This is a genomic window from Clostridium chromiireducens (assembly GCF_002029255.1).
In the GTDB taxonomy this organism is placed as follows: Bacteria; Bacillota; Clostridia; order Clostridiales; family Clostridiaceae; genus Clostridium; species Clostridium chromiireducens.
This window is the reverse complement of sequence record NZ_MZGT01000036.1, coordinates 12,422-25,901: the sequence shown is the minus strand read 5'-3', so window position 1 is coordinate 25,901 and position 13,480 is coordinate 12,422. Positions and strand designations below refer to the sequence as shown.

The window sequence follows — 13,480 nt, the reverse complement described above, 5'->3', positions numbered from 1 at the left end:
CCTGCAATATTAATTAAATAACTTGTACAATAGATTCTATAACATCTATATTCTCCAAGATACTTAATACATGTATTTCCATTCCAGCTTTTACTTTTTTGTTTAATGAATTTTTATCATCCTTAATAAAAATAATTCCTTGTTCATATAATTTTTTTATTTTATTTCGTGAAATTCCGAGTTTATTACTTAATAGTGTATCTACTCTCAATTCCAATTGATAATTACAAATAATTTCAATAACAATTTCATTTTTATTAATATAATAAGCTTCTAATTCCTTTTGAATTATCGTATAATCAACACCTTCAAAAATAACCTCTGCTTTATTTTTATTATACATATTTGAATCAAAAGCATATTGCCTTGCTAATTCCTTATCATTACAAAGAAATTTTTCATATTCATCTTTATCAATATCACAAGGTCTTATTCTTTCATATATTGTCATATTCCAAGTTGATTTGCATTTTCCACACTGATGAATAAGCCAAATATCGATGCAACTTTTATTTGCATTTACTCTAAACTTCTCAGTGTTTATATAGTTTGTTTTTTGATTACATTTGGGACAATTCCTTCTAACTATAGGTAAGTTTTCAGGCATTATTTCCCATTGGTATTTTTTTAAATAGCTCATTTTGCTCCTCCCAAGTCTTATTTTTAGGATTTGCAAAGGCTATTTCATTATATTTTATAATAATGCAATAGCCTCTGCTATGCATTTAAAAAATCTCTTGTCATAAATATTACCTCCAATCTTAGAAATAGATAAAAAGCTGTTTATCTATTTTTATTTTATCAACATTGCATATTACATAAAACCTCATTCTTATTTCATAAATAAAAATGAGGTTTTATGAAAAATAATTATCATAAATGACAATCAAATATTTTTAAAATTTCTTCTGAACTTTTTGCCGCATCTACCTTGTCCACGAAATCATCTTGTTCTATTATTTTCATCAGTTCCTTTAATATATTCATATGGCTTTTCTTATCTGTTACAGACATAGTTATTATTAACTTGACTGGGTCATTTTCAATATTTCCAAAGTTAATTGGATTCTTTAAGGTCATAATGCTGAAACCAATTTTATATGATCCATCCTCCGGCATGGCATGAGGCATTGCTATACCTGGTAAAATAACTATATATGACCCTAATTTTTCAACATTATTTATCATGGCATTAATATATTCATCATTTATACATCCATTATTCTTAAGAATTTGCCCACCTTTTCTTATTGCTTCTTTCCAGTCCTTTACTTCTTCATCCAATCTGATAAAGTTGTGATTTAATATATCACTTAATGTCGACCTGACATTTTTATTACATGTAGTTAAATATGAAGCTATTTCCTTCTCTAGCTTATAATAATCATTTATAGTACAATTTTTATCAACTATTTTTAATATACTTTCAATTACATTTCTTTTTGCTTCAAGGTTTATATTATAAAGTTCATCAGTTTCCCCAAAACTTAAAGCACATTCTTTTTTATCATTATAATCACTTGTTAGCTTTGAATACCTTGAAAAAAACAGACTTAATTCACTTATGTTTTTTTCTGTTAAAAACGGACTTACTAAAATACACTTTATTCCTTTTACTTTTATTGGAATTGTCGTTATTATTAAATCTATATCCTGCCTTTCAATTATCCTTGCAACTTCATGACTTGAGATTGTATCTATTATATTTATGTCGAATATTGATTTAAGCTTCATAGATACAAACTTTGATGTCCCAACTCCTGTAGCACAAACTACTAGCACTCTTGGTTTTGCTTTATTATAATTTTTTATTCTTTCTAATGATGCCATAAAGTGCAATGTTATATATCCAATTTCTTCTCTACTTATTTCTACATTCAAGTCCTTTTTCAAAAATATAAAACTTTCTTCTACATAAGTAAAGATCTCATTATATTTACTTATAATCTCATCGAGCAACGGGTTATTTATGCTTATTCCATGTTTTAACCTATAAATCATTGGTCTTATATGTTGAACCAATCCATCTACAAGTTGTTTGTCTAAATTAAAATCACATTTTGTCCTTTTCTCAACTTCACTTAATAATGTCGCTGCAATTAATTGTATATATATTAAATCATCATTTTTTTCTTCTTTTAACATTACGTTACTTCCAAGAAGATGTATCGTTATATAACCTATTTCACTCTTAGGGATCTTAATATAATATCTATCCTCCAACATTTTTGCCATTGCGGATGCTATAGCAAACTCCGGCATTTTAACCAAACTATCAAGTTCACACTCGTCCATCACAATATCTTTATCAAGCTCAATTCTTTTTATAGCAATTGCAATATGAATTAATAAGTTATTAAAAGAATAATCAGATAGTCTATTTTCCAATTGCTCCTCAGCAATTTTTATTACATTACTTATATACTCTAAATCCATATCACTAAACAGCTTTTTGAAGTTGATACCTATTAGTTCTGCTACATCTGTATTATCAAACATAAGACTTGAAGCTACTTTTCTAATTCTTCTTTCCTCTCCGATGGCTTTTATACCTTTGCTCTTTGCGCTTTCAAGTTCTATTTCATTATTTTTTAATATTTTTTTTACTTCTTTAAGATCACTATTAATAGTTCCTCTGCTAACAAACATATCTTCTGCAAGACTGTTAGCTGTTACATAACTATTTTTCTCAAGCAGTTTATAGATTATATAAATTATCCTTTCATTTTGGGACATGATATAATCATAGCTATTCATTTCTCCCATTAAACTTAATAACTTATTAATCTCTTCTTCCTCAAGTTCTACTGATATACCCTCATTGGGTTTCCTATTTAACTGTTTTAAATTAATTTCCTTTAAATATTCATCTATTCTATCCAAATCGTATCTTATAGTTCTAGAACTTATATTATATTTTATTGCAATATCTTTTATAGTTATGGGAGCACTACTATTTACTATGAGTTTTAGTATATCTGAACATCTACTATTTAGCATATAATACACCTGCTTCAAATAAGATCAACCAAATATTTTTCAGGCCAACTTTGATATTCCTTAACCAGTAAATGAGTTGAAAGTTTAATTTGCTTTCACCTCATTTACTATTTTACTATTATATTAGTGTTAAAAAATATTATGTTATCAATAATATATTCCCATAAAAGCTTAAAACTTTTAATCTAAATTATTAATAGCTTTTGATTTAGTTTTCATAAAGTTAGGTACTATAAGTACGATTAACAATACAATAACAATTCCGATTATACCAAATTTGCCAATTAGTTCTGACGCTTTACCTATTACTATACCTAAAACTCCAAAATCAAAATCACCAAAGGTTGTATTTTGGAATCCTAAAGAACCAAGCACTGGTAAGAGTAATGCTGGTGCAAAAGTTATTAAGAGTCCGTTTACAAAGGATCCTATTACTGCACCTTTACGACCACCAGTTGCATTACCAAATATTCCTGCTGTTGCTCCACAGAAAAAGTGAGGTACAAGACCTGGAATAATTAATACTCCACCGGCTAATCCTAAAAGAATCATTCCTATAACACCACCAACAAATGATGCAACAAAACCTATAACTACAGCTGTAGGTGCATATGTGAAAAATACTGCACAGTCAACTGCTGGTACCGCGTCTGGTATAATTTTTGTTGCAATACCTTGGAATGCTGGAATAAGATCTCCAAGGATCATTCTAACACCGCTATAAACAATTGTTACTCCAACTGCGAATTTAAGTCCAGCCATTAGTGCAAATAGTATAGGTGAAGTGCCATCTGACAATGTTGCCACAAAAGTTGGACCTGCAGCTATTGCTGCAATAAGATAAAATAACATCATTGTTAATGCTGTAGAAATAGTTGTATCTCTTAAAAATCCCCATTGTTCTGTTACCTGAATCTTTTCTGTGCTCTCCTCTGGCTTTCCTACTTTAGATCCAACCCATGCTGAAATATAGTATGCTAAGCTGCCAAAGTGCCCCATAGCAATATCATCACCATCAGTTACTTTTCTAGTAAATCTTTGTCCAATAGCTGGAGATATTGCACTCCATGCTCCAAGTAAGAATCCACCGAATAATATTAACTCTGTTCCTTTCATTCCAGTAGTACCGAGAACTGCTGATAAAAGACATGCCATAAAGAAACTATGATGCCCAGTTAAAAATACATATTTGTATTTAGTAAATCTTGCTATTATTAAATTAATTATAAGTCCTGCTACTAATATTGACATGGTTTCAACACCAAGTACCTTTTGAGCTACTGAAACAATTGCTTCATTATTTGGAACAACACCAGTTATATGAAAACCTTCTTGTATCATTTTGCCAAGTGGATCTAAATTGGATACGATAAAATCCGCTCCAGCTCCTAGCATTAAATATCCAAGTATAGGTTTAAGGGTTCCTGTCATTATTTTATGACCAGGCTTCTTTAGTGCAATAAGGCCAACAAAAGACATAATCCCCATTAGTAAAGCCGGTTGTTTTAATACATCTCTAAAGAACTCAAGAATTGACATAAATTTACCTCCTTATTTATTTAATTCCATATACTTCTTCTTAATAATTTCTAAAACATCTTCTGTTATTTTCTTTTTATTTATATAACTTCTTACTACAGCAACTTCTCTATTTTCAAACTGCTGAGCAAGTTCCTTAACAGTAATTATGAGATCTGCCTTTTTCCCTTGTGCTGAATTAAAATCAGTTGATTCAACATTAGCTTTGATATTATTTTCTCTACATATTTCTTCAATCTTCATTGCTAGCATTAAGCTGCTTCCAATTCCGTTACCACAAACTGTTATTATCTCCATAAACACGCCCTCCTTTTAAAGTAATTTATAATTTTTTCACATTAAATCAAAATTCCTTTGATTTAATATAGTTAAGAATGTCTTTTACCTTAACAGACAATTCCCTAACAACACTTAAAAATTCATCATCCTCAATAAGTGTCATTAATTCAGCCAATGCTTTTAAATGTGAAGTTTTATCAACTGCACATATAAAAATTAATATATCTACAGGATCATACTCATCATTTCCGAATTTTATAGGCTTATTAAGTTTTACAAGTCCCATACCTATTTTCTTAACACCATCTTCAGGCCTAGCATGTGGCATAGCTATTCCCTTTTCAATAACAATGTACTGTCCCATATTTTTTACTGTATTAATCATTGCATCTGTATATCTTGCATCTGTATTTCCATTTTTAACAAATAAACTTCCACAAAATCTTATTGCTTCTTCCCAATCCCTTACTTCAACATTTACCTCAACTGTTTCTTCATTAAACAACTCTTCAATCATAGCCTTGCCACCTTCCTTAATGTTACAAAATAGAAAAACCTAAACTTGATGCATCTTTATAAAAATCTCTTACTGTTTCCAATGAGTATTCATTTAAATCTTTTCCCATATTAAAAAGTTTCTTTAAAACATCATTAGTTACTGTAATTATTTCACAGCCACATTCATCTGCTTCAACAATGCTATATAACTCCCTGCAACTTGCCCATAGCAGCTCTACACCTTTATTTGTCTTACATATCTTACTACTTACCATCATTATTTTCTTTGGATTAGTTCCAGTATCAGCTATTCTTCCTGCAAATACTGATACTATATTCTTGACTTCAGGATTTAATGCATCCACTACCGACTTAACCTGATTAATAGTAAATATTGCGGTAACATTAAGATGATATCCCTTTTCTGATAGCTTTTTAATCAACGGAATCGATGATTCCCCTTTAGTATTCATAATTGGTATTTTTACATAAACGTTTTCAGCAAGTGCAGATAAGATATCAGCTTCTTTTTCCATATTTTCAAATTCATCCGAAAAAACTTCAAAAGATACTGGCAAATCTTTAATTTCTTTGAGCACATTCTTTGCAAATTCTTTATAATCACTAATTCCTGCTTTTTTCATTAGTGATGGATTTGTTGTAAATCCTTTAACTATTCCCCCTTTATAAGCTGCTAGCATTTCATTTATATTTGCTCCATCAGCAAATATTTTAATTTTCAGATCTTCATGATTCATCTCATCCCTCCATCAAACCTCTTAATCTTTTCTTCATACTAATTATATAATTCCAACATTTAACTATAAAGCCCAATCTGTTTCAATTTAATTGTGGCAATTTTGTGATTATCATTATTAAGTAAATCTCTATAAATTTAGTTATGCTCCCCTTTTAGACAAGTTATATTCTAAATATAAATAAAATGGCTAACAGAAATCAATCTGCCCGCCATTTTATTTTGAATATTTACGTTCATTACTCTAGTTATTTTTAAATTCTCCTAACATTCCATTTTACAAAGGTAACTACGCCTAAGCTAAAAATAGTAGTTAATATCAATATATTAAAAAGACTAAAATTATAATCTATAAGTTGCCCATAAATTAACTGCCCAGGCGTTATACTTATAGTAGCAATTGCTGTTGAAAAAGCGCTAACCTTCCCTAACATATCTTCTCTTACCTCTTCTTGAATATAAGTTAAAGATATAATATTAGATAAGGCTAAAGAGAACATTATTCCAAGACCTCCAAGAGCATAAAGTCCTAAAGCAATAAATTTATTCTCCATATTTAAATATGTAGCTATACCCATAATAAGTATTGCTATTACCATAGGATACATAGTTTTATGCATTTTTTTCATGCTAAACAATTTAGGTTTAAAGGTTACTAAAAATCCTCCTATTATCATACCTAAAACAAATATTGCTTCTATAAAACCATATATACTTGAAGGCATGTTCATTTTTATATTAATGAAATAAGGCGTCACAACACTTAAAATTGGTACTATAAATATATTATTTAGTGCGTAAGAAAGTATAATTCCTAAGACAATTTTCTTTTTTTCTTTCAAATATAAAAAGCTTTTTTTCATTTCTTTAACTGACTTTAGTAGAGAATTGTCTAACTTTTCTTTTACTTCTAGATCCGGGATCTCTAAAAATAACTCTAAAATAGCGCATATTAAAAAGCTAACTGCATTTAATACTACTACGATTTTCATTCCAACAAAACTATATAGTATTCCCGCTATTATAGGTCCCGCTAAGTTAACTATATATCCAACTTGCTGAACTATTCCATTAGCAGAAGCAAGTTTTTCCCTTTCAACAATTTGTGGAATGGAGGCTGTAACAGCTGGACTATATAAAGTATAAATAGCTGATAAAATAAACATAACACTAGCCACTATTATAGTGTTATCTCTTCCAGTTACTAGTATTATTGAATAGATAGCCATTAGCATGCTGCTTACAAAATCTAGATAAATCATTATTCTTTTCCTGTTTACTGTATCTGCGAGAAGTCCTGCAATAGGTGCGAATAATACATATGGAATAGTTGATATTGCTAATATACTTCCAAAAACTGCCGCGCTTCCTGTTAAATTTAAAATATATAAAGACATGCAAAATCTTTGAATTGCATTTCCAAATAAAGATATTATCTGACCAGTGACTATTATAATAAAGTTTTTATTTTTCATTTTATCCTCTTATAAGTTCGTATTCTACGCAGATTGGATACTCACCATTTTTACTTAATTGCAATTTTACATCTATTCCATAGATTTCTCTTAAATTTTCTTCAGTTATAACATCCCTCGGAACACCCTTACAAATAATTTTTCCTTTTTTTAATCCAATAATATTACTTGCAAATCTGCAGGCATTGTTTAATTCATGAAGTACTATAACAACAGTAATATTCTTTTTTTTATTTAATTTCTCTAATACTTCGAGCACTTCAAGTTGATAAGACATATCTAAGTAAGTTGTTGGTTCATCCAACATGATTATGTCAGTTTCCTGCGCTAAAGTCATTGCAATCCATGCTCTTTGTCTTTGCCCTCCGGATAAATTTTCTATTTCTCTATCAGCAAAATCCTTAAGGCCTGTTTCCTCTATTGCCCAATCTATTATTTCTTTATCATGGCTATTAAGGCCCCCTATCATTTTTTGATGTGGAAATCTTCCATAAGAAACTAATTCTTTAACAGTAATTCCGTTTGGGCAGATTGGTCCTTGGGGCAGGAAGGCAACTTGAGTCGCTATATGCTTTTCTTTTAAATTATTAATATTTTTACCATTTATAAATACTTCGCCATGTTTTGGTTTTATTATTCTTCCTATAGTTTTTAGCAAAGTTGATTTTCCACATCCATTTGCTCCTATAATTATGCTTATTTCTCCTTTTGGGATTGAAAGATTCATATTTTCTATTATCAAGTTATCCTCATAGGCTACTGATAAATTTTTTACACTAATAGCTTCCATCTATTTCTCCTTCATCATTAAGTAAATAAAATATGGTACTCCAAGTATTGAAATTGTAATCCCAACAGGTATTTCAATTGGAGAAAATAAATTTCTTGAAATTGCATCTGCAATTAAAATAATTATTGTACTTATAACTGCAGATATTATTAAAAAGTTTCTATGATAAGGTCCAACTAACTTTTTTGCTATATGAGGTGATATTAATCCTATAAAACTTACATTACCTGCAAAAGCTGTTGCTGTGCCCGCCAAAATTACCGCATAGGTTAAAAACTTTTTTCTCTCCTTATCTAAATTCAGTCCAAGACAAACCGCATGTTCATCTGATAAATTAAGAACATCTAACTTTTTATAATTAATAAGTACTAAGATGAACATCAAAACAACTATTGGAGTTATTATTTTTGCATAGCTCCAGCCTGATCCCCATAGACTTCCTGATATCCAAACAAGAACTCTGTTATAATCACTTACCCCACCTCTAAAAGTAAAGAAAGTAATAAAAGCATTCAATCCAGCATTTATTCCAAGTCCTATAAGTAATAATCTCCTAGGTCTGATTCTATTTCTACCTGATAAGAAGTAAATTACAGCAGCCGATATACCTGCACCTATAATAGCCATAAAAGGCAATACATAAATAGAAAGATTTCCAAGTTCGCTATAATAATCAGTAGTTTTTAAGGAAATAAAGATTACTGCCGCTACTGCAGCTCCTGCATTAATACCAATTATTCCGGAATCGGCCAATTCATTTTTTGTTATTGTCTGAAGTAGTGCTCCAGCTGTAGATAATGCAATGCCTACAGAAATTCCAACTAGTAATCTAGGAACTCTAATATTTAGAAGTGCTGATTTTTGAAGTTTTGTTCCTTCTCCGAGTATTGTCTTTATAATATCTAAGGGTGATATCTTAAAACTCCCCCAGCTTAAATATAAAATTAAAGATAATAACAACAGACCTATCAATATTAATGATACTATTTTAAAGTTTCTTTTTTTCATATCAGCCCTTCTCCTTTCTTGCCGCAGCTATAAAGAATGGAACTCCTATTAATGCTGTAAATATTCCAACTGGAGTTTCATAAGGATTATAAAACATTCTTGCAGCAATATCAGAGTAAGTTAAAATCACTGCTCCGAGGAGAAATGAACACGGTATATTTTTTCTATAATCTTCCCCTAAAGTTTTTCTTACAATCTGTGGAACTATGAGTCCAACAAAGCCAATATTTTTACCAACTGCAACTGCCGCTGCACACATTGGTATCATTACTAATAAAGTAATCAATCTTATTTTTTCTGGATTTTGACCTAGACTTATCGCTACATCATCTCCAAGGCTGAGTACATTTATCTTATTTGAAAGTAAAATGGCTATTATTAAACCACAGATTCCAACTACTGCCACTAACTTAGTATCTGCCCATGTCGCATTTCTAAAACCTCCAGCTACCCAAAATGCAATAAGCTGAGATTGATTTGATAAAAGCCCTGCAATAGTTGTAAGGGAAATAAAAAAGGTACTCATAGCAGTACCTGCTAAAAGTATTTTAGTGATTGAGCTATTATTGGCTTTCTTTAATATAAATCCTATTACTATAATTCCACTAAAAATTGCCCCAATTAATGAAGCTATCATAACATTTGTAGTATTTATTGAAATTCCAATAGCATAAAATATTGCAACAACTAGTGTAGCCCCCTGGCTTACTCCTAGAAGTGAAGGTTCCGCTATTGGATTTCTTGTAACTCCTTGAATCATTGCTCCTGTTACTCCTAGAATTCCTCCTGTAAGAAGTACACAAAATGCTCTTGGAATACGAACATCTCTAATTAACACAAGTTCAAGCTTTTCACTATAGCTAAAAATGCTTTGCCATATTTCTGAAATTCCAATCTGGGTAGCTCCCAGGCTTATGCCTAGGAATAACCCAATTATTAGAATAAAAATACTACAAACTATAAAGTTTATTGTATTTCTATTATTTTTTTTCATTTAACATCGCCACGATTTCATCTAAAAGTTTTTCTCTTCCTATTGGACTATATCCTTGATTAAAGTAAGGTGAAGAAGGTAACGTAGTAACTTTTCCGTTTTTTACTGGTAACAGACTGTTCCAAATTGCATTACCTTCAAGAGTTTTTAAATCTTCATCTGTTGCAATAACAAATATATGATCTGCTTTAATTTGAGCTAATCCTTCATAAGTTACGACAGGTAAACTTATATCTGTTTGCTTTGGCATTCCTTCTGGTTTACTCAATCCTAAATCCTCATATAAAACATTACCAAAACCAGCTCCATCAAACACATAAAATTGACCACCGCTAGCTAAGAAAGAAAGATACGTTGTATTTGAGCCTTGAGTTTCTTTAATCTTATTTTGAGCTTCTTTTGATTTTTTATCATAGTTTTCTAACCATGTGTTTGCGGCTTCTTCTCTATTGAAAGTTTTTGCTAAAGTCTTAATATCTTCCTTCCAATTTAATGCGTCTAATTTAATCATTACTGTAGGAGCAATTTCTTTTAATTGATCATACATTTTTTCTTGTACTGTTGAAATTATAATCAAATCAGGATTTAAATTCATTATTGCTTCAACATCCATGGTATCTTGCATGCTGTAACCTAGGATTTTAGCATCCTTCAATGTATCTTCCAAATATGTAGGGAATTTTTTATAGTCATATGCATCACTATTAGCTGTTCCTACCACCTTATATCCTAAAATTGATAAAATATCACTATTACCACTCAAATCCACTATTCTTTCAGGCTTTGCCGGAATTTCTATCTCTCCCCTAACATCCGTTACCTTAACAGTTTTGTTTTCCTCTTTTACATTTGTAGTGTTTGTATTTGTACAACCAACAAAAAGCATTGATGTTATGCAGACTGCTAGAAGTTTTTTTAATACTGAAACTTTTTTCATTTTATATCTTCCTTTCAGAATTTCTATTTTATTCATTTCTAATCTAACGATTTTTATTGTATATGATATTCATTCTCAGTTCAATAGTTACACCAGATTTAATTATTTTTACATCTTATATAACTATTTTTTCTAGTATTATTGATATTGCTAAATTTCTCTTCCCAAATTATTTAATTATATTTAATGTTAATTTTATTACTATATAATAATAACTCAACTTTCCCATCATTAAACTAATGCGTAAAAGTTGAGTTATTATTTTAAGAGCCTTAGTGAAGTAATCAATTTGTCACATACATATTATAAATTAAATTTCGAAACCATTCCATTAAGAGCATTAGCCCCTTCTTCAGTTGAATTGATATTTTCAATTACTGAATTTGATCTGTTTACTACTTCAGCTGATTTTTGTGCTATATTAGTTGCTCCTGTCGCACCTTCATTTGCTGCTATTGTTATATTATCCATCGTTAGCACCATTTCTTTAATTGATGCTAGCAATTCCTCCGATGTCGCACTAAAGTCAGTTACTATTTTATTGACAGTATCTGCATCTCCTCTATATTGATCTGTGGCATTTAACATTATCTTATAATCATTGGTAACATCAGTTTCAACAAATTTAAGCAATTCATTTGAATTGTCACTTAAATTTTCAACGGAACTAGTAACTACCTTTGTTATTTCCTGAATCTTAGTAACTGTTGTCTTTGAATTCTCTGCAAGCTTTCTTATCTCATCTGCAACAACAGCAAATCCTTTACCTGCTTCACCAGCTCTTGCTGCTTCTATAGCTGCATTAAGTGCAAGCAGATTCGTTTGAGAGGTTATTTGTAATATTGAGTCAGCTAACTCATTAATTTGTTCCACTGCTTTAGATCCTAATAATGATTGTTCTAGCTTTACTTTTATACCGCTAAGGACTTTTAATGCATTATTGTATGAAAAAGTAAAACTGTTTTTTAATTCATTAGCCCTTATATTAATTTCATCTACTGTCTTTGATCCCAATAAAACTTTACTTGTAGTTTCATTAAGTGCTCTTTCAATTTCAGCTGACGATGCATTCAATTCTTCTGTTGATGCAGCTGTTTCCTCCATGCCTGCTGATACTTCTTCAGTAGTAGCAGAGATATCCTCAATTTCTTGTCCTAAATAATGCATATTTTCCTCTGTCATTCTAATAGCATTTCTTAATGAAGCTGTTTCATCAATAACTTTGCCTATAATGTTCCTAAATTCTGTTCTTACAGTTATTACATTATTAATGATTTCTCCAAATTCATCTTTTTCATTTAGATATCTTTCATAATCAGCATCATATTTCAAATCAAATTCTGCAGTTTTCCTTATTAAATTCACTGTAGCCATAGTTCTTCTTCTAACATTAATAATCAAATATATTCCTAATAAAGTAGAAAGACAAGTAGTAACAATAGAAATAATTTTTAGAGTAGTTTTTATAAATATTACATTATCATTACTTTCATTAATCATTTTAACACTGTAATCATCCATTATTTCTTCAATATCATTAATTCTATCTCTTGCCATGTCGAAACTTTTCATATATTCATTTTTATTAATCAATTCATTTTTATTTGAATCAAAAAGGCTTGACCAATTAGCAACATCCTTGTCAAAAGCATCAAACAACTCAACAATTGTTAATCCTGAATTCTTACTTTTTATATTCTCAAATTTAGTTTTATCACTGTATATTATATCTCTTGCTTTATGTACCCTTTCAATTGTTTGCTGACAGTTTTCTAAATAAGAATCTTTTGCTGACTTTAAGCTTTCCGAATCCTTTGAATCTTCCATTTCCTTCTCAGCAACTAATGCCTGATAGAAATCCCTATCCGCATTAATTAACCAGTACTCACTTTGATGTGTTTCCTCATATATGTTCTTTACTAGACTACTTTGAATTCTACTTATCTCTATACTAGAAATAACGGAAACTAACATCAAGGATATAACAGGTATTATTAAAGTCGCTGCCATTTTTACACTTAATTTAATATTATTTAATTTGTACTTTTTCACCTAATGATCACCCCTAAATTCTCATTTGTTTTCACTAATAAATGTTTCATATGCTTTTAAAATTGTTACTTTCATTATCGTATAATTTTAAATCCACTTTAACTTTTTTTACAATTTTAGTTTATTATCGCATGTTTCTTGTTATATTTAG

Annotated in this window: 12 protein-coding genes; all 12 read right to left on the bottom strand. The window is 29.9% G+C overall.

The genetic code is table 11. The annotated features are described in order from the left end of the window. Window positions 1-13 precede the first annotated feature (13 nt). The 12 genes from CLCHR_RS13795 to CLCHR_RS13740 all read right to left on the bottom strand — a co-directional run bounded on the left by CLCHR_RS13795 (window position 14) and on the right by CLCHR_RS13740 (window position 13,329). On the bottom strand, window positions 14-640 hold the full coding sequence (locus tag CLCHR_RS13795; RefSeq protein WP_079440415.1) for a DUF1062 domain-containing protein: 627 nt from the start codon (window positions 638-640) through the stop codon (window positions 14-16). Between the two features lie 233 nt (window positions 641-873). After that, entirely contained in the window at window positions 874-3,000 is a 2,127-nt protein-coding gene (locus tag CLCHR_RS13790; RefSeq protein ID WP_079440414.1) for a BglG family transcription antiterminator, read from the bottom strand. Window positions 3,001-3,180: 180 nt separating this feature from the next. Beyond that, window positions 3,181-4,539 carry a PTS ascorbate transporter subunit IIC gene (locus tag CLCHR_RS13785; RefSeq protein ID WP_079440413.1) on the bottom strand — a complete coding sequence of 453 codons (1,359 nt, stop codon included), beginning with the start codon at window positions 4,537-4,539 and terminating at the stop codon, window positions 3,181-3,183. A gap of 12 nt (window positions 4,540-4,551) precedes the next feature. Beyond that, the gene (locus tag CLCHR_RS13780) at window positions 4,552-4,836 is read right to left on the bottom strand and encodes a PTS sugar transporter subunit IIB (protein ID WP_079440412.1); all 285 of its coding nucleotides are present in this window, start codon (window positions 4,834-4,836) and stop codon (window positions 4,552-4,554) included. 46 nt (window positions 4,837-4,882) lie between these two features. Beyond that, the gene (locus CLCHR_RS13775; protein ID WP_079440411.1) at window positions 4,883-5,335 is read right to left on the bottom strand and encodes a PTS sugar transporter subunit IIA; all 453 of its coding nucleotides are present in this window, start codon (window positions 5,333-5,335) and stop codon (window positions 4,883-4,885) included. A gap of 22 nt (window positions 5,336-5,357) precedes the next feature. Beyond that, window positions 5,358-6,074 carry a transaldolase gene (locus tag CLCHR_RS13770; RefSeq protein ID WP_079440410.1) on the bottom strand — a complete coding sequence of 239 codons (717 nt, stop codon included), beginning with the start codon at window positions 6,072-6,074 and terminating at the stop codon, window positions 5,358-5,360. A gap of 253 nt (window positions 6,075-6,327) precedes the next feature. Then, window positions 6,328-7,548 carry an MFS transporter gene (locus CLCHR_RS13765; RefSeq protein ID WP_079440409.1) on the bottom strand — a complete coding sequence of 407 codons (1,221 nt, stop codon included), beginning with the start codon at window positions 7,546-7,548 and terminating at the stop codon, window positions 6,328-6,330. 1 nt (window position 7,549) lies between these two features. Next, complete coding sequence (locus CLCHR_RS13760) at window positions 7,550-8,338, bottom strand: ABC transporter ATP-binding protein (RefSeq protein ID WP_079440408.1); 789 nt, start codon at window positions 8,336-8,338, stop codon at window positions 7,550-7,552. Further along, window positions 8,339-9,346 (bottom strand): FecCD family ABC transporter permease, encoded by a 1,008-nt coding sequence (locus tag CLCHR_RS13755; protein WP_079440407.1) that lies wholly within the window; start codon window positions 9,344-9,346, stop codon window positions 8,339-8,341. It abuts the gene before it with no gap. Window position 9,347: 1 nt separating this feature from the next. Further along, window positions 9,348-10,340, bottom strand: coding sequence for a FecCD family ABC transporter permease (locus tag CLCHR_RS13750; RefSeq protein WP_079440406.1), 993 nt, complete (start codon window positions 10,338-10,340; stop codon window positions 9,348-9,350). Next, window positions 10,327-11,277, bottom strand: a complete 951-nt coding sequence (locus CLCHR_RS13745; RefSeq protein WP_079440405.1) for an ABC transporter substrate-binding protein — start codon at window positions 11,275-11,277, stop codon at window positions 10,327-10,329. The genes CLCHR_RS13750 and CLCHR_RS13745 overlap by 14 nt, the downstream gene beginning before the upstream one ends. 303 nt (window positions 11,278-11,580) lie before the next feature. Beyond that, on the bottom strand, window positions 11,581-13,329 hold the full coding sequence (locus tag CLCHR_RS13740) for a methyl-accepting chemotaxis protein (protein WP_079440404.1): 1,749 nt from the start codon (window positions 13,327-13,329) through the stop codon (window positions 11,581-11,583). Window positions 13,330-13,480: the final 151 nt, after the last annotated feature.